Annotated in this window: 19 protein-coding genes and 1 pseudogene; 9 read left to right on the top strand and 11 right to left on the bottom strand. The window is 72.4% G+C overall.

The window, feature by feature from the left end; all coding sequences use genetic code 11:
* The first annotated feature begins 14 nt into the window (after positions 1–14).
* Entirely contained in the window at positions 15–464 is a 450-nt protein-coding gene (locus tag ACZ7LU_RS26055) for a cell division protein SepF (protein ID WP_398310104.1), read from the top strand.
* 42 nt (positions 465–506) lie between these two features.
* On the opposite strand, the gene ACZ7LU_RS26050 is transcribed toward ACZ7LU_RS26055, so the two are convergent.
* Both ACZ7LU_RS26050 and ACZ7LU_RS26045 read right to left on the bottom strand, forming a co-directional pair.
* Positions 507–1,703, bottom strand: a complete 1,197-nt coding sequence (locus tag ACZ7LU_RS26050; protein ID WP_471918167.1) for an acyl-CoA dehydrogenase family protein — start codon at positions 1,701–1,703, stop codon at positions 507–509.
* 216 nt (positions 1,704–1,919) lie between these two features.
* Entirely contained in the window at positions 1,920–3,551 is a 1,632-nt protein-coding gene (locus tag ACZ7LU_RS26045) for an MFS transporter (protein WP_471918166.1), read from the bottom strand.
* Positions 3,552–3,804: 253 nt separating this feature from the next.
* Here ACZ7LU_RS26045 and ACZ7LU_RS26040 point away from each other — a divergent pair, with 253 nt between their 5' ends.
* Together ACZ7LU_RS26040 and ACZ7LU_RS26035 are read left to right on the top strand one after the other, a co-directional pair.
* Complete coding sequence (locus tag ACZ7LU_RS26040; RefSeq protein ID WP_471918165.1) at positions 3,805–4,962, top strand: glycosyltransferase family 39 protein; 1,158 nt, start codon at positions 3,805–3,807, stop codon at positions 4,960–4,962.
* A 248-nt stretch (positions 4,963–5,210) separates the two neighbouring features.
* On the top strand, positions 5,211–6,239 hold the full coding sequence (locus ACZ7LU_RS26035) for a phosphatase PAP2 family protein (protein WP_468315076.1): 1,029 nt from the start codon (positions 5,211–5,213) through the stop codon (positions 6,237–6,239).
* 129 nt (positions 6,240–6,368) lie between these two features.
* Here the strand turns inward: ACZ7LU_RS26035 and ACZ7LU_RS26030 are convergent, their stop codons facing one another.
* A complete protein-coding gene (locus tag ACZ7LU_RS26030; protein WP_398310119.1) occupies positions 6,369–6,593 on the bottom strand; it encodes an I78 family peptidase inhibitor in 225 nt (74 codons plus the stop codon).
* 296 nt (positions 6,594–6,889) lie between these two features.
* Between ACZ7LU_RS26030 and ctaD the strand changes: the two are divergent.
* Positions 6,890–8,617: pseudogene (ctaD, locus tag ACZ7LU_RS26025) on the top strand (aa3-type cytochrome oxidase subunit I); the annotation flags it as partial.
* Between the two features lies 1 nt (position 8,618).
* On the opposite strand, the gene ACZ7LU_RS26020 reads toward ctaD, so the two are convergent.
* The 5 genes from ACZ7LU_RS26020 to ACZ7LU_RS26000 form a co-directional block, all read right to left on the bottom strand.
* A complete protein-coding gene (locus ACZ7LU_RS26020; protein ID WP_471918164.1) occupies positions 8,619–9,695 on the bottom strand; it encodes a helix-turn-helix transcriptional regulator in 1,077 nt (358 codons plus the stop codon).
* A 59-nt stretch (positions 9,696–9,754) separates the two neighbouring features.
* Positions 9,755–10,648 carry a hypothetical protein gene (locus ACZ7LU_RS26015; RefSeq protein ID WP_471918163.1) on the bottom strand — a complete coding sequence of 298 codons (894 nt, stop codon included), beginning with the start codon at positions 10,646–10,648 and terminating at the stop codon, positions 9,755–9,757.
* On the bottom strand, positions 10,645–11,907 hold the full coding sequence (locus tag ACZ7LU_RS26010; RefSeq protein ID WP_398310128.1) for a glycosyltransferase family 4 protein: 1,263 nt from the start codon (positions 11,905–11,907) through the stop codon (positions 10,645–10,647). Before ACZ7LU_RS26010 ends, ACZ7LU_RS26015 begins: the two co-directional genes overlap by 4 nt.
* A 163-nt stretch (positions 11,908–12,070) precedes the next feature.
* A complete protein-coding gene (locus ACZ7LU_RS26005; protein ID WP_471918162.1) occupies positions 12,071–13,366 on the bottom strand; it encodes an ABC transporter substrate-binding protein in 1,296 nt (431 codons plus the stop codon).
* The gene (locus tag ACZ7LU_RS26000) at positions 13,341–13,910 is read right to left on the bottom strand and encodes an MTB12 C-terminal domain-containing protein (RefSeq protein WP_468315099.1); all 570 of its coding nucleotides are present in this window, start codon (positions 13,908–13,910) and stop codon (positions 13,341–13,343) included. The genes ACZ7LU_RS26005 and ACZ7LU_RS26000 overlap by 26 nt, the downstream gene beginning before the upstream one ends.
* Positions 13,911–14,058: 148 nt before the next feature.
* On the opposite strand from ACZ7LU_RS26000, the gene ACZ7LU_RS25995 reads away from it, so the two are divergent.
* From ACZ7LU_RS25995 to ACZ7LU_RS25985, 3 genes are read left to right on the top strand one after another with little or no spacing between them, the layout of a single operon-like run.
* Positions 14,059–14,604, top strand: coding sequence for a hypothetical protein (locus ACZ7LU_RS25995; RefSeq protein ID WP_468091319.1), 546 nt, complete (start codon positions 14,059–14,061; stop codon positions 14,602–14,604).
* A 4-nt stretch (positions 14,605–14,608) separates the two neighbouring features.
* Complete coding sequence (locus ACZ7LU_RS25990) at positions 14,609–17,440, top strand: ABC transporter permease subunit (RefSeq protein ID WP_471918161.1); 2,832 nt, start codon at positions 14,609–14,611, stop codon at positions 17,438–17,440.
* Positions 17,441–18,124, top strand: a complete 684-nt coding sequence (locus ACZ7LU_RS25985) for an ATP-binding cassette domain-containing protein (protein ID WP_468718212.1) — start codon at positions 17,441–17,443, stop codon at positions 18,122–18,124.
* Here the strand turns inward: ACZ7LU_RS25985 and ACZ7LU_RS25980 are convergent.
* Together ACZ7LU_RS25980 and ACZ7LU_RS25975 are read right to left on the bottom strand one after the other, a co-directional pair.
* Positions 18,090–18,683, bottom strand: a complete 594-nt coding sequence (locus ACZ7LU_RS25980; protein ID WP_470983209.1) for a LysM peptidoglycan-binding domain-containing protein — start codon at positions 18,681–18,683, stop codon at positions 18,090–18,092. The two genes, ACZ7LU_RS25985 and ACZ7LU_RS25980, sit on opposite strands and share 35 nt — an antisense overlap.
* A gap of 83 nt (positions 18,684–18,766) precedes the next feature.
* Complete coding sequence (locus tag ACZ7LU_RS25975; protein ID WP_398310147.1) at positions 18,767–19,387, bottom strand: LysM peptidoglycan-binding domain-containing protein; 621 nt, start codon at positions 19,385–19,387, stop codon at positions 18,767–18,769.
* 526 nt (positions 19,388–19,913) lie between these two features.
* On the opposite strand from ACZ7LU_RS25975, the gene ACZ7LU_RS25970 reads away from it, so the two are divergent.
* Positions 19,914–20,720, top strand: coding sequence for a hypothetical protein (locus ACZ7LU_RS25970; RefSeq protein ID WP_471918160.1), 807 nt, complete (start codon positions 19,914–19,916; stop codon positions 20,718–20,720).
* A gap of 177 nt (positions 20,721–20,897) precedes the next feature.
* Positions 20,898–21,203 (top strand): hypothetical protein, encoded by a 306-nt coding sequence (locus tag ACZ7LU_RS25965; protein WP_398310153.1) that lies wholly within the window; start codon positions 20,898–20,900, stop codon positions 21,201–21,203.
* 83 nt (positions 21,204–21,286) lie between these two features.
* Here ACZ7LU_RS25965 and der read toward each other — a convergent pair whose 3' ends face one another.
* Positions 21,287–22,765: a ribosome biogenesis GTPase Der gene (gene der, locus ACZ7LU_RS25960; protein ID WP_398310156.1), complete on the bottom strand. Its 1,479-nt coding sequence runs from the start codon at positions 22,763–22,765 to the stop codon at positions 21,287–21,289.
* Between the last annotated feature and the right edge of the window lie 43 nt (positions 22,766–22,808).

Genomic DNA, 22,808 nt, shown 5'->3' with positions numbered 1-22,808 from the left:
GAGAGGAGGCGTCCATGGGATCGGTGCGCAAGGCGAGTGCCTGGCTTGGCCTCGTCGACGACAACAACGACGAGCGTTACTACGACGACGGCTACGAAGACGACCGGGCCGAGGGACCTGACCAGCCGGAGGCCTGGGTCACGGACCCGCGTGCGCGGGTGGCGAGCGAGCCGGCCCAGGACCACGGGCAGCGGATCGGCACCGTGACCCCGGACAGCTTCCGGGACGCGCGCCACATCGGTGAGCTCTTCCGGGACGGCGTCCCGGTCATCATGAACCTCACGTCCATGGAGCCCGCAGACGCCAAGCGCGTGGTCGACTTCGCGGCCGGCCTCACCTTCGGCCTGCGCGGTTCGATCGAGCGCGTGGCGACGCGGGTCTTCCTGCTCACCCCCGCCGACACGCAGATCGTCAACGGCGAGGCCGTGAGTCGCCCGTCGGACGGTTTCTTCAATCAGAGCTAGGGGCAGGGCCGCTCACCGGAGCCCGGGCCGGCACAGGGCCGGTCACCGGAAGGCATCGAGACCGGTGAGCGCCTTGCCCAGTACCAGTTGGTGCATCTCGGAGGTGCCCTCGTAGGTGAGCACCGACTCGAGGTTCGTCGCGTGCCGCATGACGGGGTACTCGAGCGAGATGCCGTTGGCGCCCAGGATCGTCCTGGCCGTGCGGCAGATCTCGATCGCTTCCCTGGCGTTGTTGAGCTTGCCGAAGCTGATCTGCTCGGGACGGAGCCGGCCCGCGTCCATGCGCCGTCCCAGGTGATGGGCGAGCAGGACGCCCTTGTGCAGCTCGACCGCCATGTCGGCGAGCTTGGCCTGGGTGAGCTGGAAGCCGCCGATGGCCCGGCCGAACTGCTCACGGCTCTTCGCGTACTCCACGGCCGCCTCGAAGGACGAGCGGGCCGCGCCCATGGCACCCCAGACGATGCCGTAGCGGGCGTGGGAGAGACAGCTCAGCGGCCCCTTGAGACCGGTCACCTCGGGCAGCACGGCGTCCGCCGGCAGCCGCACCTCGTCGAGGACCAGCTCGCTGGTGACGCTCGCGCGCAGTGACCACTTGTGCTTGATCTCGGGCGCCGAGAAGCCCCGCGTGCCGGTCGGTACGACGAATCCCCTGATGCCGTCGTCGGTCTGCGCCCAGACGACGGCGACCCCGGCCACCGACCCGTTGGTGATCCACATCTTGCGGCCGTTGAGCACCCAGTCGGTGCCGTCCCTCTTCGCGTGCGTCCGCATGGACGCCGGGTCGGAGCCGTGGTCCGGCTCGGTCAGCCCGAAGCAGCCGATGATCTCACCGGCGGCCATGCCGGGCAGCCACCGCTGCTTCTGCTCCTCGGAGCCGAACCTCCAGATGGCATACATCGCGAGGGATCCCTGCACGGAGACGAGAGACCGGATGCCGGAGTCGGCGGCTTCCAGCTCCAGACACGCGAGCCCGTACTGCACGGCGCTGGCGCCCGCGCAGCCGTACCCCTCCAGAGACATCCCGAGGGCCCCGATGGAGCCGAGCTCACGGGCCAGCTCGCGGATCCCGGGCAGCTCGCCCTTCTCGTACCAGTCGGCGATGTGGGGCAGGACCCGGTCGGTCGCCCAGGTGCGGACGGTGTCGCGGATCGCGAGGTCCTCCGGGTCGAGGAGGTCGTCGATGCCGAGGGGGTCGGCGGGGTCGAAGGGCGGCAGCGGGGTGCGGGCGCTTGCGGACATGCGGGCCTCCGGCGACACAAAACTAGCAGCGATAGTTAACAACGACTCACGCCGACGTTACGACGCAGTCTCCCGCACGTCCAGAGCGTCCAGCCCCCGTCCCGGAGGCGCCCCGCAAGGGGCGCGGGGAACTGCGCGCCCAGCCCAAATCGACCCGCACCCGAAAACGGCCCCCTTCAGGGGCGCGGGGAACTGCGCAAAACCCGCCGCGGAGGCTCAGGCATCCACAGACGACCCGGCACCGATCCGCTCCGGGTCACGAGGCCCCGGCACCCCGGGCTCAAGCCGCGCCGCAGGCGCCCCGCACTCCATCCCCCGAGGCAACCGCAGCGCGGCCACCGCCCCGAGCAACAACAGCCCCGCACTGACGAGCAGGGTCACGTGCAGCCCGTGCACGAAGGAGTCCCGCGCAGCGGCCCGCAGCGCGGCGCCCGAGTCCCCGCCGAGCCGCGCGGCGACCTCGTACGCCTCGCCGAGCGAGTGCCCCGCCGCGGCGCTGTCCGCCGCGGACACCCCGGGCACGGAGGAGAGCCCCGGCGTGTACGCCGCGTTCATGACGCTGCCGAGCAGCGCGATGCCGATCCCCGCGCCCAGCTGGTAGGAGGTCTCGCCGATCGCCGCGGCGCCGCCCGCCTGGGCCGGCGGGGCCTCGCTCAGCATCGACTCGTACGCGCCGAAGAGCGTGGTCTCCAGGCCGAAGCCGAGCAGCACGAAGCCGACGAGGAGCAGCGTGTCGTCGGCGTGGGCGCCCATGCCGGTGAGCAGCAGCACGGCGGCCGCGGTCAGGCAGAAGCCGGCGCAGACCATCGTGCGCGGCCCGAGGCCGCTGAGCATCTTCGAGCCGGCGAGGCCCGCGGCCATCGCGGCGACGGTGAGGGGCACGAGCCGCAGCCCCGTCTCCAGCGGGGAGAGGCCGAGGACCAGCTGGAGGTACTGCGCGGCGATCAGTTCGAGGCCCACGAGGGCGAGCATGGCGAGGACGATGCAGCCGACCGACGTGCTGAACGCGGGCCGCGCGAACATCGACAGGTCGACGAGTGGATGCTTGCGCCGCCGCTGTCTGCGGACGAAGCCGACGAGGAGGGCACCGCCGACGGCGAGGGAGACCAGCGTCGTGGCGCCGAGCGGTGACTCGCCGCCGCCGAGCCGCTTCACTCCGAGGACGAGGCCGAAGAGTCCGCCCGCGGCCATCAGCGCGCCGACCACGTCCCACGGCCCGTTCCTGTCGCCGGTGGACTCGGGCAGCAGCCAGCGTCCGATGGGCAGGCTGACCAGCATCAGCGGGATGTTTATGAGGAAGACCGAGCCCCACCAGAAGTGCTCGAGGAGGAACCCGCCGAGCAGCGGTCCGACGGCGGCGCCCACCGCGGCCACCGCGCTCCAGATGCCGATGGCGAGGGCCCGCTCGCGGCGGTCGGGGAAGACCTGGCGCAGGATCGACAGGGTCGCGGGCATGATCATCGCGCCGCCGACGCCGAGCAGCGCGCGGGCCGCGATCAGCACCTGCGCGTTGTCGGAGAGGGCCGCGATCGCGGAGGCGACGCCGAAGAGGGCGTAACCGAGGAGGAGGACGCGTCTGCGGCCGACGCGGTCGCCGAGCGTGCCGAAGAGGATGAGGAGCGAGGCGCAGACGAGTGGATAGATGTCGACGATCCACAGCAGCTCGATCGCGCCGGGCTTCAGGTCCTCGGTGACCGCGGGAACCGCGACGTGCAGGACGGTGGCGTCGACGGCGACGAGCAGCAGGCTGACGCAGAGGACGACGAGCACGACCCAGCGGTTGGCCCCGGCACCGGCCCCGGATCCCCGACGGCCCTGCGGTGCTGCGGCCGTGGTCGTCCCGGACATGTGCGTACCTCCCAGTGGTCCCTCGCAACAGCGGCCTGCGGGATGGGGAACTCCCTGCTCCGGCGGCACAGACAAGGCGAGTGAGCCGTCAGAGTACGCGAGTCCACGCCTGGGGCGCGTGGCGGACCTCTCACGGTTGTACGGATGCGGTGTGGTGTGCGCCACGCCCGCGACTTCCGGCCATGCCCCCGCACAGGCGTACGGCACGCCCCGCGCGGGCGTCCGACTTCCCTCACGGCTGATAATCGAGCCCGTGACTGATCTTGATCAACGCCGCACGCCGTCCCCGCCCTCCCCGGCGGGCCACGTGCTGCGCCGCGCGGCGCCCGCGGTCCTCGTGTACGCGGGGGTGCGTGCGCTGGGACTCGCCGTCCTCGCGGTGTGGGGCGCGGTGGCCGGCAAGAGTCCGCACACGCTGCTGTCGGCCCGCTGGGACTCGCTCTGGTACACCCGCGTCGCCGAGCACGGGTACGGCTGGGAAGTGACGCTCCCGGACGGCAGCGTCCACTCGAACCTCGCGTTCTTCCCGCTGCTGCCCTGGCTGGAACGGCTCGTCGCGGCGATCAGCCCCCTGTCGTACGCCGACGCGGGTCTGGTGGTGAGCTGGCTCGCGTCGCTCTTCGCCGCCGCGGGGATCTTCGCGGTCGCCGACCATCTGTACGGGCGCCGGGCGGGGATCTGCGCGGCCGCGCTGTGGGCGGTCCTGCCGGTCGGCATCGTGCAGTCGATGGCGTACAGCGAGTCGTTGTTCACTGCGCTCGCCGCCTGGTCGTTGTACGCGGTGCTCAGGGAGCGCTGGGTGGCGGCGGGTGTGCTCGCCTCGCTCGCGGGGCTGACCCGGCCGGTGGGCGCCGCGGTGGTCGCGGCGATCTGGGCGGCTGCGGCCGTGCGGATGTACCGGGAGCGGCGGGCCGACCGGCGCGTGCTCCTCGGGGTGATCCTGGCTCCGCTCGGCGCCGCGGGCTATGTGCTGTGGGTCGGCCACCGCACCGGCGGCGGTCTCTTCGGCTATCTCGACGTCCAGGCGGGCTGGGGCAACGGCTTCGACTTCGGCTATGCCTTCGCGCGGTTCGTCGGGGAGAAGTTCACCTCGGTCCCCGACGCCCTCGCGGGTCTCGGCCTCATCGCCGGTGTCGCCCTGGTCTGCGGGCTGTACGTACTCGGCGTACGCGGGAAGCAGCCGCTACCGCTGCTGGTCTACTGCGGGATCGTCGTCGTGCTCGCCCTGTGCGCGGCCGGCTACTTCGGCTCGAAGCCGCGGCTCCTGATGCCCGCGTTCCCGCTCCTGCTGCCGGTCGCGGTGGCGCTGGCCCGGCTGCGTACGTCCAGGTCGGCGCTGGTCCTGGGCGGTGTGGCCGTGGTGAGCGCGGTCTACGGGGCGTTCTGGCTGCACGGCTCGGGCCCGCCCTGATCACGTCATGATCATTTCGGCGGCCACCGGTGATCGAACGGGAAATTCCACACCAGCCCCCGGTGAACCAATTCAAAAGGGCTATAAAACAGCACCGGAAATGATCAACGAATTGGGTAAGGGGTCGGCGCACAATAAACAAACCATGAGGAATAAACCTCTTCCTGAGATCAATCCCACATCACATCGTCATCACAAAGCCACTGATTCGGCCTAGTGCCGCACTCACTCGCTGTAACGTCGATTGGGTGCGTACCGAACGAAACCTCACCCGTCTTGACCGGGTCTTCGCCCGGCTGGACCGTGAGCCGGAACGACCGGCCCACCTCGCCATGCCGAGGATGAGCCGGCACAGGGTCGTGCTCTTCGGCGCGACCCTGGCCTTCTACCTGGCCATCGTCGTCGCCGTGCTGACCACCTCGTGGCTGGTGCGGTTCGACTGGCAGGTCATGTTCTTCCGGCCCTACCAGCAGTGGCCGGAGATCCACGCCTTCCTCGACTACTGGGTCGTCCTCGGCCAGCGCGGCCCGACCGCCGTCATGGTCGCGGCCTGGCTCGGCTGGCGCTCCTGGCGGCAGCACACGCTGCGCCCGCTCCTGATGTTCGGCGCCTCGCTCCTCCTGCTGAACGTCACGGTCGGCGCGGCCAAGCTCGGCATGGGCCGCCTCGGCCCGCACTACGCCACCGCGATCGGCTCGAACGAGATGTGGCTCGGCGGCGATATATTCCCTTCGGGCCACACCGCCAACGCCGTCGTGACCTGGGGAATCCTGGCCTATCTCGCCTCCACCCCGCGCACCCGCCGCTATCTGTCGGCGCTGTCCGCGGTGGTCTCACTGAGCGTCGGCCTCACCACCGTCTACCTCGGTACGCACTGGCTGAGCGATGTCTTCCTCGGCTGGGCCGCGGGCCTGCTCATCCTGCTCGCGCTGCCCTGGTTCGAGTCGCTGATCGCCCGGGTCGAGGCCGGGATCTTCCGCGTCCGCGACTCCTGGCGCGCCCGCCGCGCCCAGATCATCACGGTGCCCGAGCCCGCGCCCGCGCCGGTCGGGGCCCCCGCGATGGTGCCGCAGCGCCCTGCCGCGGACGACAGCGCGCCCGCGCGCGAGCCGGTCGGCGCCGCCCGCGGCGGCCGCCCCGCGGCCTATCTGGCGCCGGGCCCGCACACGGCCCGCTCCGAGCGCACCCCGGTCACCCCGGCGGGCAGCCGCCGCCCGCCGCACTCGGACCGCGTCACCCGCGGCACCACGTCGGCCCGCCCGGTGCCGGGCGGCTGACCCCACAGGCAGCGGGGGCCGGTACGCACAGCCCACCCCCCGCACCGCGAAGGCCCCGGTTCCGTTCAGGAGCCGGGGCCTTCCGCCGTGCGCCTCGGGTGTGTCTCGGACGTGTCTCGGAGCGGGCTCTCAGCCCTTCCAGCAGCGCCTCACGACGCCTTCCTCCACCTCGAAGTTGAGCCGTCCCGCGAGGTACTCCATGGTGATGATCGTGCCCGGGGCCAGCGACCTGACGGTGGACCAGCCGCGCTCACGCGCCCGCTGCCCGGCCGCGTCGGCCGTCAGGCCCACGTAGCCGTCCAGGCTGTCGGCGCTCTCGGGGGGCTCTGCGGGAGGGGTCGGAATAGGTGCCATGGCCGCCACGTTAGGCGGCGCGGCACCGGCGGGGAAGCCCGGGAGGCGCACACCATGCGTCACCGGTACCTCTCCGGTCACGCTTTTGTCACAGGATCACCACGTGCGTTTCGGTCGAACTCCGTCACACGAACGGGCGGTTCCGTCCTTCTGCCGACGTAATTCGATGGTGTCTTCGCGTCACTCGGAAGGCTTCTTTCCCACTCCCGGAAAAGCGCCGCCCGAATGAGACCGCGGGCTCTTTACGAACCCTCCGCATTTCCGAATCCCGGCGCCCGCACGGGATGTGACGGCGCATGGGGGAATTACCCATTCCGGCACCGGTGTCCGCTCACCGGTCACCCGCAACCGGCGTACGCCCCCTGTCGAAGCCGCCCCGACGCGAGCATCATGGCGTGAGCTTCGAACAGCCTGCGGGCAGGGCCCGGGACGCGATGGCGAAGGGGCGAGCCATGGGGACGGAGACGGCGCGGGAGACCGGAGAGCCGGTGCGGGAGCAGCGCCCCGGCCGGGTGATCGTCGACTGGCTGACCACCACGGACCACAAGAAGATCGGTCACCTGTACCTGATCACGTCGTTCGTCTTCTTCCTCGTCGCCGGCGCGCTGGCCCTGCTGATGCGGGCCGAACTGGCCCGTCCCGGGCTGCAGCTGATGAGCAACGAGGAGTTCAACCAGGCCTTCACCATGCACGGCACGATCATGCTGCTGCTCTTCGCGACGCCGACGTTCGCGGGGTTCGCCAACGAGATCATGCCGCTGCAGATCGGCTCGCCCGACGTGGCCTTCCCCCGGCTGAACATGCTCTCGTACTGGCTGTTCCTCTTCGGCGCGCTGATGGTCCTCGGCTCGCTGATCGTGCCGAGCGGGCCCGCCTCGTTCGGCTGGTTCGCGTACGCCCCGCTCAACAGCATGGAGCGGTCGCCGGGCATCGGCGCCGACCTGTGGATCATGGGGCTCGCGCTCTCCGGCTTCGGCACGATCCTCGGCGCGGTGAACTTCCTGACCACCATCATCGGAATGCGCGCACCCGGAATGACCATGTTCCGCATGCCGGTCTTCACCTGGAACGTGCTGTTCACGTCGATCCTCGTGCTGATCGCGTTCCCCGTGCTCGCCGCCGCGCTGCTCGTCCTGGAGGCCGACCGCCGCTTCCACTCGCTCGTCTTCGCCTCGGAGAACGGCGGGGCGCTGCTGTGGCAGCACCTGTTCTGGTTCTTCGGGCATCCCGAGGTCTACATCATCGCGCTGCCGTTCTTCGGCATCATCACGGAGATCATCCCTGTCTTCAGCCGGAAGCCGATCTTCGGCTATCTGCCGCTGGTCGGCGCGACGATGGCCATCACCGGGCTCTCCGTGGTCGTGTGGGCGCACCACATGTTCGCCACCGGGGCGGTCCTGCTGCCCTTCTTCTCCTTCATGTCCTTCCTGATCGCGGTGCCGACGGGCGTGAAGTTCTTCAACTGGACGGGCACGATGCTCAAGGGCTCGCTGTCCTTCGAGACGCCCATGCTGTGGGCGGTCGGCTTCCTGGTGAGCTTCCTCTTCGGCGGCCTGACCGGCGTCATCCTGGCCTCGCCGCCGCTCGACTTCCACGTCACCGACTCGTATTTCGTCGTCGCGCACTTCCACTACGTCGTGTTCGGCACCGTCGTCTTCGCGACCTTCGGCGGCTTCTTCTTCTGGTGGCCGAAGCTGACGGGCAAGATGCTCGACGAGCGGCTCGGGAAGATCCAGTTCTGGACGCTCTTCGTGGGCTTCCACACCACGTTCCTCGTCCAGCACTGGCTGGGGGCCGAGGGCATGCCCCGCCGCTACGCCGACTACCTGGCGGCGGACGGCTTCACGGTGCTCAACACCGTCTCGTCCATCGGGGCGTTCCTGCTCGGCCTGTCCACGCTGCCGTTCCTCTACAACGTCTGGAAGACCGCCAAGTACGGCGAGAAGGTGGACGTCGACGACCCCTGGGGCTTCGGCCGCTCCCTGGAGTGGGCGACCTCCTGCCCGCCCCCGCGGCACAACTTCGTCACGCTGCCCCGGGTCCGCTCCGAGTCCCCGGCGTTCGATCTGCACCATCCCGAGTACGCGGCGTTCGAGGCACGGGACCAGGACCGGGTGCGTCAGGACCCGCAGACGGAACACCCCGGTCCAGGGCCCGGCTCAGGAGGTCCCTAGCCGACCTGACCCGGTCGGCGAGCTCGGGCGGGTCGACGATCTCAAACTCGATGCCCATGAACAGCACATGGAAGACCATCACGTCCAGGCTCGTCGCGCCGGTGTGCAGGAGGCAGCTCTCCTCGGTCTCGGCCTCCAGGGTGCCGTCGGTGGGCGTGATCCGCTGGGCCGCATCGGCGAGCGGGACGAGGAGCCGGACCACGGCATGGGTGGCGTACGCGCGCGTGGAGACGCCCTGCGCGACGTACGCGGCGAGATCCTCGGCGGGCGGGGTGCGCGGCGCGAAGCGCGGTCCGTGCGGCGGCCTCGGTTCGACGCGGTCCGCGCGGAAGGTGCGCCAGTCGTCGCGGTCGAGGTCCCAGGCCACGAGGTACCAGCGCCGCTCGCTGCACACCAGGCGGTGCGGTTCGACGGTCCTGCGGGTCGACGTGCCCTCGTGGTCGCGGTAGTCGAAGCGCAGCCGCTCCGAGTCCCGGCAGAGGTCGGCGAGTTCGGTGAGGACCGCCGGGTCGACGCCCTGCGGCTGCGGGGGGCGCAGCATCGGCACGGTGTACGCGTGCAGGGCGCCGACGCGGCGGCGCAGCCTGTTCGGCAGCACCTGTTCGAGCTTGGAGAGCGCGCGGACCGAGGTCTCGCCGATGCCCTCGACGCCCTGTCCCGCGGCGGTGCGCAGGCCCACGGCGACCGCGACCGCCTCGTCGTCGTCCAGGAGCAGCGGCGGCAGCTCGGCCCCCGCGCCGAGCTGATAGCCGCCGCCGGTGCCCGGGGTGGCGTTGACGGGGTAGCCGAGCCCGCGCAGCCGGTCGACGTCGCGCCGGACCGTGCGCGGGGTGACCCCGAGCCGGGCGGCGAGGTCCGCGCCGGACCAGTCGCGGTGGGCCTGCAGCAGGGAGAGCAGGCGGAGCAGTCGTGCCGAGGTCTCCAACATGGACGTGATTGTGCCGGTGTCCGAGGACAGCCACGGTCCGCGGTGCCGCTCCCCCGGCGTCAGCCGCCCTGGCCGGCCTCCTTCTCGCCGCGCGGCTCGCGGACGCGCACCGACAGGTCGTTGTCGAGGGTGTAGTACGGGCCCGCCTCCAGCGTGCCGTGCCGCTCCGTCACGCACGGCACGACCGGGTAGGTGAAGATCGTCTTCTTGTCCGGGACGTCGTCCAGGATCCGGGCCAGGCGCACCCGGGGTCCGCTCTCGCCGGCCGGGCACAGCCACAGGTCCCAGGGCCCGGCACCGTGCCCTGCGAGGGGGGCGTACGGCAGCGTGAAGGTGAACTCCGGTCCCTCCGCGGTGACGTCGACGCGGTGGACGACGTCCGGCTCGGCGCGCCGGACGGCCTCGACGTACGCGGTGTCGGTGAGCCCGGTGCCGTACACCCGGCCGTGCGCGCTCATGGTGGCGTCGGTGATCTGGATCTCGCCGGCCTCGGCGTGCGGCGCGCGCAGCCAGCTGCGCACCGAGAGGTTGCCCTGCTTGGTGGCGTAGGGGATGCGCACGGCGACGTGGCCGCGGTTGCCGCTGGGCGCGCGGTCGACCAGCGAGCGCAGGTCGTTCACGCCCGGCATGAGGCGGCGCGGCTCGCCGCCCGCGACCTGTGCGTACGCGTTCCAGCGGCCCTCGGCGAGCTCGACGCTGCTGGGCAGCGCGGCCCGCAGCCGGCCGTCCGCCGACGGGGAGAGCGGCAGCCGCACGCAGTCCTCGGGCGATTCGGCGTCGCGGCGGCGCAGCAGCAGGTGGGCGGCGTCCGCCGTGCCGGGTTCGCCGGGGTCCGTGACGTCGAAGGTGAGTCCCCCGGCGGAGTCGGCGATGCAGTCGGCACGGGGCGCTCCCGCGGCCTCGTGGTCGTCCCCGGCGTGCGACGCCGACTGCGAGGTGGCCAAGGCCGTCATGCGGTCGATCCCTTCGTCTGTATGCGGCCGAGATCACGCACGGCGTACGCGCCCCCGAGCAGCGCGCCTCTCGTGCGGTGCAGGGAGCCGCGCATCCGGCCCCCCATCGAGCTGCTCCGGGCGATCATCCCGGAGAACATCGCGTCGTAGCGCTCGGCTATGCGTTCCGGGTCGAAGCGCTCGGAGTCCTGGAGCGCCGCGCCCGCCATCCGCTGCCGGAGCGAGTCGTTGTTGATCAGTTCGAGCAGTCCGCCCGCTATGGCGTCGGCGTTGCCCGTCTCGACGAGCCGCCCGTCGACACCGTTGTCGATGATCTCGCCGGGTCCGTGCGGGCAGTCGGTGGCGACCACGGGGAGCCCGCAGCGCATCGCCTCGACGATCGTCATGCCGAAGGACTCCAGGCTGGAGGTGACGGCGGCGATGGAGCCCTTGGCCCACTCGGGCTCGATCGGGTGGGCGGGGCCCATGAGGAAGACGTGGTTGTAGAGGCCGAGTTCGTCGATCAGGGCGCGCAGCTTCTCCTTCTGCTTGCCGCCGCCGTAGATCCGCAGCCGCCAGTCGGGGCGCTCGCGCCGCACCTTGTCGAAGGCCCTGATCAACAGGTCGTACCGCTTGACGGGGGCCAGCCGGCCGGCCGCGACGACCCACTTGTGGGAGCCGTCGGCGGGCTCTATGCCGGGCGCGGGCACGGGGTTCGGCACGGCTTGGACGTGCACGCCGGGCAGCCGCATCTTGCGGGTGTAGGCGCGGGCGTCGGCCTCGGTCGTCGTGGTCAGGACGTCGAGGCGCGGATAGACGCTGCGCAGCTGGCGGCGCAGTTCCTTGCTGTGGCTGTCGAGCGTGAGGTGTTCCTGGCCCACGCGCAGCGGGCCCCGCGCGGTCTGCCGGGCGATGTGTACGTTGAGGCCGGGCCGGGTACCGACGACGACGTCCGCGTCGAGACGCGCGAGGTGGTCGGCCACGCGGCGGTCGGTGAGGGCGCTGTACTGGGCGTAGCGGCCCTCGGCGCTGGGGAACGTCCGGGCAGGGGTCAGATGCTCCGGGTCCTTCCCCTCGTAGCCCGATGTGCCCTCGCGGAGGTCGACGAGGTGCCTCAGTCGCACGCGCTGGTCAGGCGCGAAGACGGGCTCGTCACGGTGCCGGAAGACGGATACGACCTCGACGTCGTGCTGTTGGGACAGCGTGTTCGCCAGGTTGTACGTCGTCCGGATCGTCCCTCCGATTCCGTACGCGTTGTGAATCAGGAAAGAGATGTGCATGCGTCCCCGTATTCCGCGCTTCCATGCGGACAGTCCCCCTCGTCCGCCTACCGCAGGGTTAGACGGGGATTCCTGGCCAATGGTTGGGTGACAACACCATCCTGTTTCCGAACAGATGCGTGATCGCAAGCCAAGGAGGGGAACTTTTTCGCGTTCTCGCCCATCAAGGCTGGTAGGAGAGCTGAGGGACGTCGAAGCAGTTTTCGTTCATGTCGCCGCCCTGAGTGACCCAGCCCTCCCCGTCCCGCCAGCGGGCCACCGACACACACGTCCTGCGCGTCGCGGGCGGCTCCCTGCGCTGCTCGAAGGTCACGGGCATCAGCAGCCCCCGCGCGGAGTACGGCTCGTTCCTGCGCATGAAACGGTCCACGCACGCGCGCGTGATGTCGGCGCCGCTCCCGCCCGGGCAGGACCGCGCCGCGTCGGTGAACCACATGGCGGCGGCCCACCCCTCCAGCTGCCACTGCGAGAGCGCCTTGCCCCGCATGGCCGCGCGGAACTCCCGCACGGCCGGGTGGCCGGTGTCCTCGTGGTTCCTGCTCGACCCGGTGGCCCACAGGGCGTTGCGGCAGCGGGGCGCGTCCTTGTAGTCGTCGGCGACGGCCGAGGTCCAGTTCTGGACGTTGGTGACCTTGGCGGTGACCCGCGCGCCGACGTCGTCCATCGCCTCGCACAGCCGCGCGTTGCCGTGTGTGTCCATCGCGTCGAAGACGAGGTCGGCGCCCTGCTCCTTCAGGTCGGCCGCCGCGGCACGGAAGTTGGGCAGCGCGAAGTCGACCTGTTCGGTGACCACCTTGTAGCCCTCGGCCTTCAGGCCCCGGGTGACGAGCCGTGCGTACGCGGCGGACGCGGCCTGGTTGTAGGAGACGACGGCGGCGGTCCGCGCGCCGTGCTCCCGCTTGAAGTAGCGGTAGACCTCCGTCCCGCCGTACAGCTTGCCGTCCCAGCCCGGCTTCCCGTTCCGCGGGGCGAGGCTGCCGTAGATCCCGTACAGATGCGGATACGTGTCGTAGGCGGACCCGATGGGCTGGCCCCCGATGTCGGGCACGCGCGCCCGTGAGACGCGTGCCGCCCCCGCGTAGTCCAGCGAGGACGTGGCGACGAGCGCGACGACCCGCTGCTCCTCGACCAGCTTGCGCACGCAGTCGTTGTTGCCGACGCCGCTGCCGCCGTCGTCGCAGGTGCGCACCTCGACCCTGCGCCCTTCGATGCCGCCGCGCGCGTTCAGCCGGTCGAAATAGGCCTTGGCCCCGTCCCGCGGCCCGGTGAAGGCGGCGCCGCCGACCGGGCTGGTCGCGCTGGTGATGATACCGACCCTGACCGGCGCTCCCCCGGGCGGGGCGGGCCCGGTGCCGCGCCGTTCGAAGTCGCTCTCGGGCAGCCGGCTCCCGCAGGCCGCGCACGCCACCAGGAGTGCGGCGGCGGACAGTACCTCAGCAGCCCGGACCGGGCGACGCATTCCCGCTCAGCTTCACCAGGGCGCAGAGGGTCTTGACCGACACCTTCCAGGTGCCGTCCTCGTCGACGGCTGTCCCGGAGGCGTCGGGCAGCGCGGTGGCGCCCTTCAGCGTCAGCGCGTACGTCACCTCGGCCTCGGTGGCGGAGTCGAACTCGACCTCGCCGACCTCGGCCGCGACCTGCTCGCCCCGCTCGTCGCCGCTGAAGCTCCTGAGCACGGCGCGCATCTCGGCGCCGTTCTCCAGGACGGTCTCCTTCTCCTTCAGGGACGTCTTCGGGTCGAAGAACTTCTCCCAGTTCTCGCGGACTTCCTTCTCCGCGGCGGCCCGGTCGGCGGGCGCGCTCGCTTCGGTGGGCTCGGCCGCTTCGGTCGTCTTCTGCACGGACGGCTCGGGCGGCGTGCCGCCGTCCCCGCCTCCGCTGTCGTCGCCGCAGGCCACGGCGGCCGGTCCGATCAGCAGGACCGCGGCGGCCGCCAGCGCCGCGCCCCGCGCCCTGCCCCGCCCGGGGCGCGTCCCCCGCCTTGGGCTGCTCCCGAGAACCATCTGGCTCACCACCGGGTGTCGGTCCGGACCGCTCGGGCCCGGAGCTTTCAGCGTCGGCTTCCAGAAGGCATAGTGCAAGCCATCGGCTGACATGGACAGCCCACTGACGTCACTGACGTGACCGACGACGTGTCCCAGGGGGGCTCCGATGGGGGCGGATCGGACAGTTCGGACGGCCGGTGCGTCCGGCCGGGACCGCTCGCGCGCCGTGCGCCCCGTGCTGTGGGCGGCCTTCGCGGCGCTCGCCGGCGGCGCGGTGCTCTGCGTGATCGGCTGGTACGGCGTCTCCGGAGAGCGGTTCGCCGAACGGCAGTTGCCCTATCTCGCCTCCTGCACGGTGCCGGGCGCCGCGCTGATCGTCGCGGGCGCCGTGCTGCTCACCCACGGCAGGAGCGCCCTGGCGGCGGCGCGCGTCGAGGAGCTGTACGGACTCCTGGTGGCGACGGAGCCCGCGCCCGCCGGGGACCGGCCGCAGCCCCCCGTGGCGACCGGCGACGCGCTCCTCATGGTCCCCGGCGGCACGCTCTGGCACCGCGCGGACTGCCCGCTGGTCGCCGGCAAGCCGACGGCCGTCCCCGCCGACGCCACGATCCTCGCGGCGGGCGCCCTGGCCCCTTGTCCGATCTGCGAACCACGGCGTCCCCCGGAGCCCGACGACCCGCCGGCCGCCCCGGCACCGGCGCCGGAGGACTGAGCCGGTGGCGTCCCTGAGCTACGACCTGACACTGGCCGGGCTCTCGGTCGGCAGCGCCGCCGCCCTCACCGGCATCGGCCTGATCGTCACCCACCGCGCCACCGGCGTCCTCAACTTCGCGCACGGCGCGATCGCCATGCTCTGCGCCTACGTCCTGCGCCAGCTGACGGCCGAATGGCACTGGCCGCTCCCCCTGGCGGCCGCCGTCACCCTGCTCGTCGTCGCCCCGGCCATCGGCCTGCTCCTCGACCGCGCGGTCTTCCGCCCCCTCGCGGTCCTCGGCGGAGACCCGGCGCAGACCCTGGTCGCCTCGATCGGCGTCTTCGTCCTGCTCGTCGGCGGAGCGGCGCTCCTCTGGGGCCCGGGCGCCCGCGACGACGCGCCCGAACTCCTCTCCGCCGACCCCTGGGCGCAGCTCGGCGCGGCCGTCGCCCTCGCCGCCGCCGTGGGCGCGCTGACCCGCTGGACCCGCTTCGGCGGGGAGCTGCGCGCGGTGGTCGACAACCGCCACCTCGCCGTGCTCTCCGGCATCGACGCGGACCGGGTTGCGGCGGCGGGCTGGGCCTTCGGCTCCTTCACGGCCTGCCTCACCGGCGTCCTGCTCGCCCCCCACGTACGCCTCGATCCGTACGGCATGCCGCTGCTCGTCATGGAGGTGGTGGCGGTCGCCGTGGCGGCCGGCATGCGCAGCCTGCCCGTCGCCGTGGCGGTCGCCCTCGGCCTGGGCGTGGCGCAGAGCCAGCTGACGCGCCTGCACCCCGGGGGCCGGCAGGAGCAGCTCCTCCAGACGGCGGGCGCCAACCTCTTCGTGATCGCCCTGCTGATCGCGGCGCTCGTCCTGCCCGGCATCGGCTCCCGGGACGCCCTCCCCCGCACGGCGACGGCCCGCGTCCCCACGCCGCCGGGCGCCTGGATCGTGGCGACGGTCCTCTTCCTCATCCCGCTGGGCTTCGCGGGCAGCGACCTCACGACGTCGGTGCAGGTCCCGGCCCTTGCGGTGATCCTCCTCTCGCTCGTGATCGTGACGGGCCGGGGCGGCCAGATCTCCCTCGGCCAGGCGGCGTACGCGGGTCTCGGCGCCCTCTTCACGGCGCTCCTGTCGGCGGGCCGCTTCCCCGGCCTCCCCGAACTCCCGCACCTGCCCGCCCTGGCCGTCGCCGTCCTCCTCGTCGCGCCCCTGGGCCTGCTCACCGGGCAGCCCGCGATCAGCAGACACGGCCTGGCACTGGCCCTTGCGACCTTCGCGGTCGGCGTGGGCGTCAGCCGCTTCGTCTTCACCCAGCCGTACGCGACGGCGGGCCTGACCCTGGACCGCCCCGCGGGCTTCACGGGCGACCGTGCGTACTACGTCCTCGAACTCGCACTCCTCGCGGGCGCGTTGCTCCTGGTCACCGCGTTGCGCCGGGGCCGCACGGGCCGGGCGCTCGCGGCGCTGCGGGACCACGAGGCGGGCGCGGCGGCCGCCGGGGTGCCGGTCCCCGGCCTGAAACTCGCCGCGTTCGTCACCGGGGCGGCGCTCGCCGCGCTCGGCGGCGGCATGCTCGCCATGGGCCACCGGGCGTTCGACGCGGGCGCGTACGACCCCGTGCGCGGACTCCTCTGGTTCGCCGCGATCGTGGTCCTCGGCTCGGACAGCGTCCTCGGCGCCCTGGCCGCGGCGGCGCTCCTGGTCGGCCTGGACGCGGGGACGCAGGGCGGCATGGCCGCGGCGGTGATCGGCCTCCTGGCCGTCCTGATCGGCCGCTTCCCGGGTGGCCCGTACGAGGCACTGCACGCGGCCACCCGCGGCTTCCGCCGCACCCCGCGCCTCACCCCGGCGGGCCGGTCGGCCCGCGCGATGCTGACGGGCGCCACGAGCGCCACCGGCCCGCGGCCGCCGAACCCACGGGAGGGGGTGTGGGGGCTTCTGCGAGCGCAGCACCGAGCCAACGCTGACAGCGCCGGAGCAAGGGGACCCGGCCGCAGGGACGGCGAGCACGCAGACACCACCGCGGCCCCACACCCCACCCGGACCACGCCCGCACCCGACCACCCGAGCCGCACTCCCCCGCGCACCGTCGCCGACGAGGGGAAGGCCGCCCCCACACCCCCGCAGCCGCCGAACCGGCGACACGCAGCACAGGGGACCACCCGAACGGCGCGCACTCCCGACCACCCGAGCCACACCCTCGCCGCCCACCACCTCACCCTCACCTACGACGGCTTCAAGGCGCTCGACGACGTGAGCCTCACCGTTCCGGCGGGCCGCGTCACCGCGATCGTGGGGCCCAACGGCGCGGGCAAGAGCAGCCTCTTCCACTGTCTGGCAGGGACCCTCCGGCCCACGTCCGGAAGCGTCACCCTGGGCCCCCGCGACATCACCGCGCTCCCCGCCCACGCCCGCACCCGCACCGGCCTGGCCCGCACCTTCCAGCAACTGGCGGTCTTCCCGTCGCTGACGGTCGCGGAGAACATCCAGGTGGGCGCGGACCGAGCCCCCGGACAGCGCCCCGGAGCCACCGCCCGGGCCCTCCGCCTCCTGGGCCTCACGCCCCTCGGCACCCACCCCGCCGCCGACCTCTCCACCGGCGTCCTCCGGCGCACGGAACTCGCCAGGGCCCTCGCGGGCGACCCCCACACCCTCCTCCTGGACGAGCCGGCCGCGGGCCTGGACGAGTCCGAGGTGGCGGCGCTCGCCACCCTGTTGCGCGCGCTCGCGGCCGACGGCACGGCGCTCCTCGTCGTCGAGCACGACCTCGACCTCGTGGCGGGCCTCGCCGACACCGTGCACGTGATGGCGGCGGGCCGCATCGTGACCACGGGCCCCGCGGGCCAGGCACTGGAAGAGGTCCGCTGAATGCGAGGAGGCATCGAACTGCGAGCGGCCCGCGTCCGCTACGGCCCCCTGGAGGCCCTGCACGGCGTGACCCTGGCCGCCCCCGCGGCCGCCGTCACCGTGCTCCTGGGCCGCAACGGCGCCGGCCGCACCACGGCCCTGCGCGCCCTGGCCGGCACGGTCGCCCTCTCCTCGGGCGCGGTCGTCCGCGACGGCCGGGACATCACGCGCCGCCCCGCCCACGAACGAGCGGCGGAAGGCGTGTGCTTCGTACCGGACCGCCGGGCGGTGTTCTCCTCCCTCACCGTCGCGGAGAACCTCGCCCTGTCGTACCCGGCGGGCGACTTCACCCGCGCCCTCGACGCCTACCCCGAGCTGCGCCCGCTGCTGCGCCGCCGCGCGGGCACCCTCTCGGGAGGCGAGCAGCGCATGCTGGCCCTGACGCGGGCGCTGCTCCCGACGGTGGAGGTCGTCCTCGCGGACGAGCCGACGCAGGGCATGTCGCCTGCCGTCGCGGCCCGGACCTACGCCCTCCTGACGGAGCTCGACGCGTGTGTGGTCCTGGCCGAGCAGCGCCTGCCGCCCGCCTTGCGCGAGGGCGCGAGCCGGACGGCGGTCGTGCACGAACTGCGCCGCGGCGCGGTCGTGTTCAGCGGTGAGCCGGGAGAGCTCAGCTCCGCCCCGCCGCGGTACGCCCCGGAATGACGAGGACGGCGCCCACGCCGATCCGGTCGGGACTGCTCCCGATCGTGTCGCGGTTGGCCTTGTACAGCGCCTGCCAGCCTCCCTTCACCCCGTACCGGCGCGCGATCGAACTCAGCGTCTCGCCCGCCTTCACCGTGTGGCCGTCCCGCTGGAACCGCTCGATGCGCACCTTCTTGGAGCAGGCGGGCCAGGCGCCCCAGCCCTGGGTGCGCAACACCTTCTCGGCGACCTTGATCTGCTCTTCCTTGGTGGCGAGGTCGGCGCGCGGCGCGTACTTGAGCCCGCCGTACGCCTCCCAGGTGGGCTGCCAGAACTGCAGCCCTCCGTAGAAGCCGTTTCCCGTGTTGGTGTGCCATCGGCCGTTGCTCTCGCACTCGGCGAGGCACTCCCACGGTCCTTTGGTCGTGGAACAGTCGTACGCCCTGGAGGCCGCGCCCGGCTTCGACGGCGGAGCCGCGGACGCGGCGGCCGTCGGCAGCGCCGCCGCCGCCAGGACGGCGCCGAGGACCAGGGACACGGACCGGACACGCTTGGTCAACTTCCGGTGCATCGGGTGCATCGGGTCACGCTAGGCAGCTCCGCGGCGGGCCCGGAGTGTGCCGCGCCGCCGCGGAGCCGCCCCCACCCGGTCGGACTATCGGGTCAGACGCTCAATCGCTGTCCCGGCACGATCACATCCGGGTCACCGCCGATGACCTGCCGGTTGGCGGCGTAGAGCCGCTGCCAGCCGATGCCGTGCTTGGCCGCGATGCGGCTGAGGGTGTCGCCCTGCTGGACGGTGTAGGTGCCGGAAGCGCCGCGGGAGGCCCCCCGGTCGGACCGGCCGGGCGCCTCGCCGGACCGCTGCTGCACGGCCTTCGGCGCCGGCTTCGCGGCCTTCGGGACCGGTGCCGCGGCGGACGGCGCGCTCCCGTACGCGCCCGCCCGGGCCGCACAGGTGGGCCACGCGCCCCATCCCTGGGCGCGCTGGACCTTGGTGGCGACCGCGATCTGCTGCGCCTTCGACGCCTTGTCGGCGGTCGGCGCGTAGGCCCCGCCGCCGAACGCACGCCACGTACCGGCGGAGAACTGCAGCCCGCCGTAGTAGCCGTTGCCCGTGTTGATCTGCCAGTTCCCGCCGCTCTCGCACCGTGCGATGCGGTCCCACACTCCGCTGTCGGCCGCGCCGGCCTGGCCGGTCGCGGCGAGCAGGCCCAGCGGGGCCAGGAGTGCGGCCCCTCCGATCACTGCCGTGGTGCGCGTGCTCTTGGGACGTGCGGACATGTATTTCCCTCTCGGAGGACCCGGGCTCCCCCTGGCCGTGCGGGCCCCTCACGCATCCGGCGCTCAGGACCCCGCAGGACCCGCCCGCCGGTGTCGGTGCTCGAGCTGGCTGATGCAACCGGCGGACGTACCCGAGCGGTGCTCGCTGCACACGGCGGTGGAATCTAGGAGTCCCCTAGCCCGGTATCAACCAAGTCCTTGTCATTCCAGGCCAGTTGAGCGTTACCTACGGTATCGGCGACTTTCGGCCACCCACTTCATAGGCCGATATCAGGATTTGTCGACCACTCGCCGTGTCGATCTGTGACTCAGCTCACCGGCCCAACTTCCTTGGCCCCAGCACCTGTTGGCGCGGAGTGACGGATTCCGCGAGCCGTTTCACCCTCCGCTGCGGATGGTTCGATTCCGTTCGCCTTCGCGCGTGACTTGCGCCACTGATCCACCGTTGTCTTCTTACGAGTCGGACACCGTCCGGCTCGGCACACCTTCCCCATGCACCCCAGAAGACGATCCCGAGGAGCCACCCGTGCCGCGCATGCTCGACCTCAGCGACGACGTACGCGCCGAGATCGGCGACGAAGAAGCCGACCGGCTGCTCGCCGGAGACAACACCCCGGGCAGCTACGACTGCACGTCCTGCCGCACCCCGGGCGACGCCGAACAGGAGCGCACCAGCACGGTCCTGTTCGTCGGCGACGAGACAGCCGTGCTCGCCTTCGCCCACTCCAGCTGCCTGCCCTCCCAGATCGTCACGGTCTCCGAGGAGCAGTTGCAGGGTGCCGTGCGCTCGATCACCGGAGACGACGGCGCAGCTGCGCCGGAGGCGGCGCCCGGGACGGTGCCCGAGGCGGCGCCGACCCAGGCCGTCCTCGGCGTGACCAGCGGCCTCGTCCTGATCGAGGGCGAGCTGCGCCCCGCGCTCGTCGTCGAGCCGACCGGCCCCATCGCCCGCCCCGGCGCCGCGCCGGGCGGCGGTGACGACTTCCTGCCGCTCCTGATCGAGCAGGGCTTCACGCCGGTCGCCTCGCTCGACTCCCCGCCGCCCGCGCTGCCCGGCTGGTCCGTGCTGCTCGCCATGGGCCAGCTGCACGCCGTCCTGCAGCCCGGCACCGGCGGCGGCTCCCCCGTCGCCTGGTGGCAGGCGCACCACCCGCTCCAGGTCACCGAGGACTGGCGGACCGCGGCCAACAAGACGCAGACCGTGCTGCTCTTCGCGGCGCCCGTCGGCTCCATCGGCCGGCAGCCCCGCGAGGACATGCTGCGGGCCGCCCTGGACAAGGCCGCGACCCACGGCCGCCTCGTCGCGGCCACCATGCCGCTCGCCGGAACCTGATCTTCCGGGAGTGCGCGGGAGGCCGCCCCGGACCCCGAAAGTGCCGGTCACACCCCTGCCGGACCGGGGAAAGCGGCGCGGCCCCCGCATCCGTAGAGCGGTCGTTTCGTTGGCACAGTCGTGCACCCATACGACCCCTCCCGTCACCGGCCGGCGTACCAGAGCCCCATCCCGTCCATGCGCACCGCGCCGGACACCGCGGGCAGCCACTCGGCCACACCCATCTACGACACGCTGTACTCGGAGTACCTCAGGTCCTTCAGGTCCCTGCCGGGCGACCGGTCCGGCGAGGAGAACCTGGGGTTCGTCTCCTTCGGCTCGGGGCAGTACGGCGTCCAGCACCGCACCGACGGACGGCACGAACCGCGCCACAGCTCCTACGGCCAGTTCCAGATGGCCCGCTACGGCCAGCAGGACCACTACGCCACGGGCCACTACCAGGTCCCCGCGGCCCTGCCGCCGGGACCGCGCCGCGAGCACTGAGCCGCGCACCCCGGACAGCCGAATGCCCGGCCTCCCCTCTACGGGGGGCCGGGCATTCTCTCGTACGCCTTACCGCTTACTGCTTACTTCTTGCGGCCGCGCTTCTCGCGCACCCGCACCGAGATGTGGATCGGCGTCCCCTCGAAGCCGAACTCCTCGCGCAGGCGACGCTCCAGGAAGCGGCGGTAGCCCGCCTCGATGAAGCCGGACGCGAAGAAGACGAACCGCGGCGGCTTGGTGCCCGCCTGCGTGCCGAAGAGGATGCGGGGCTGCTTGCCGCCGCGGACCGGGTGCGGGTGGGAGGCGACGATCTCGCCGAGGAAGGCGTTGAGGCGGCCGGTCGGCACGCGCGTCTCCCAGCCTGCCAGAGCCGTCTCGATCGCCGGGACCAGCTTCTCCATGTGGCGCCCGGTGGCCGCCGACACGTTCACCCGCGGCGCCCAGGCGACCTGGCCGAGCTCGGTCTCGATCTCCCGCTCCAGGTAGTAGCGGCGCTCCTCGTCGAGGGTGTCCCACTTGTTGTACGCGACGACGATCGCGCGGCCCGCCTCGACGGCCATCGTCACGATGCGCTGGTCCTGGACCGAGATCGTGTCGGAGGCGTCGATGAGGATCACCGCGACCTCCGCCTTCTCGACGGCGGCGGCCGTGCGCAGCGAGGCGTAGTAGTCGGCGCCCTGCTGGAGGTGGACGCGCTTGCGGATGCCCGCCGTGTCGACGAACTTCCAGGTGATGCCGCCGAGTTCGATGAGCTCGTCGACCGGGTCACGGGTGGTGCCCGCGAGCTCGTTGACGACGACGCGGTCCTCGTTCGCCACCTTGTTGAGCAGGGAGGACTTGCCGACGTTCGGCCGGCCGATGAGGGCGATGCGGCGGGGGCCGCCGATGGCCGCGCCGAAGGTCTGCGCGGGCGCCTCGGGCAGCGCCTCCAGGACGGCGTCCAGCATGTCGCCGGTGCCGCGGCCGTGCAGCGCGGAGACGGGGTGCGGCTCGCCGAGGCCGAGGGCCCACAGGGCGGTGGCGTCGGCCTCGCCGGACGGGCCGTCGACCTTGTTGGCGCAGAGCACGACGGGCTTGCCGGCCTTGCGGAGCAGGCGGACGACGGCCTCGTCGGTGTCGGTGGCGCCGACCGTGGCGTCGACGACGAAGACGACAGCGTCGGCGGCCTCGATCGCGTACTCCGCCTGGGCGGCGACGGACGCGTCGATGCCGAGGACGTCCTGCTCCCAGCCGCCGGTGTCGACGAGCTTGAAGCGGCGGCCCGCCCATTCGGCCTCATAGGTGACGCGGTCGCGGGTGACGCCCGGACGGTCCTCCACGACGGCCTCGCGGCGGCCGATGATGCGGTTCACCAGTGTCGACTTGCCGACATTGGGGCGACCGATGACGGCGAGGACGGGCAGCGGGCCGTGGCCCGCCTCCTCGATGGCGCCCTCGACGTCCTCGATGTCGAAGCCCTCTTCGGCGGCGAGCTCCATGAACTGTGCGTACTCGGCGTCGCCGAGCGCCCCGTGGTCGTGCTCGGCGGAGCCGTCGCCCTCGGGCTGGATCTGGTCGTTCATGAAGTCCGTACCTCGTCGTTCATCGTGGTGATCGGTGCACCGT

Source organism: Streptomyces sp. NPDC039462, assembly GCF_055639375.1.
Note: the sequence above shows the minus strand (reverse complement) of the source record. Positions and strands in the feature narration are given on the sequence as shown.

Bases quoted from the DNA above. Each gene is read 5' to 3' on its own strand.
- ACZ7LU_RS25965 (WP_398310153.1), top strand. From the start codon at position 20,898: ATGCGCACCGCGCCGGACACCGCGGGCAGCCACTCGGCCACACCCATC.
- ACZ7LU_RS26055 (WP_398310104.1), top strand. From the start codon at position 15: ATGGGATCGGTGCGCAAGGCGAGTGCCTGGCTTGGCCTCGTCGACGAC.
- ACZ7LU_RS26030 (WP_398310119.1), bottom strand. From the start codon at position 6,593: ATGGCACCTATTCCGACCCCTCCCGCAGAGCCCCCCGAGAGCGCCGAC.
- ACZ7LU_RS26005 (WP_471918162.1), bottom strand. From the start codon at position 13,366: ATGCGTCGCCCGGTCCGGGCTGCTGAGGTACTGTCCGCCGCCGCACTC.
- ACZ7LU_RS26015 (WP_471918163.1), bottom strand. From the start codon at position 10,648: ATGACGGCCTTGGCCACCTCGCAGTCGGCGTCGCACGCCGGGGACGAC.
- ACZ7LU_RS26045 (WP_471918166.1), bottom strand. From the start codon at position 3,551: ATGTCCGGGACGACCACGGCCGCAGCACCGCAGGGCCGTCGGGGATCC.
- ACZ7LU_RS26010 (WP_398310128.1), bottom strand. From the start codon at position 11,907: ATGCACATCTCTTTCCTGATTCACAACGCGTACGGAATCGGAGGGACG.
- ACZ7LU_RS26020 (WP_471918164.1), bottom strand. From the start codon at position 9,695: ATGTTGGAGACCTCGGCACGACTGCTCCGCCTGCTCTCCCTGCTGCAG.
- ACZ7LU_RS25995 (WP_468091319.1), top strand. From the start codon at position 14,059: ATGGGGGCGGATCGGACAGTTCGGACGGCCGGTGCGTCCGGCCGGGAC.
- ACZ7LU_RS25980 (WP_470983209.1), bottom strand. From the start codon at position 18,683: ATGCACCCGATGCACCGGAAGTTGACCAAGCGTGTCCGGTCCGTGTCC.
- ACZ7LU_RS25975 (WP_398310147.1), bottom strand. From the start codon at position 19,387: ATGTCCGCACGTCCCAAGAGCACGCGCACCACGGCAGTGATCGGAGGG.
- ACZ7LU_RS26050 (WP_471918167.1), bottom strand. From the start codon at position 1,703: ATGTCCGCAAGCGCCCGCACCCCGCTGCCGCCCTTCGACCCCGCCGAC.
- ACZ7LU_RS25985 (WP_468718212.1), top strand. From the start codon at position 17,441: ATGCGAGGAGGCATCGAACTGCGAGCGGCCCGCGTCCGCTACGGCCCC.
- ACZ7LU_RS26000 (WP_468315099.1), bottom strand. From the start codon at position 13,910: ATGGTTCTCGGGAGCAGCCCAAGGCGGGGGACGCGCCCCGGGCGGGGC.
- der (WP_398310156.1), bottom strand. From the start codon at position 22,765: ATGAACGACCAGATCCAGCCCGAGGGCGACGGCTCCGCCGAGCACGAC.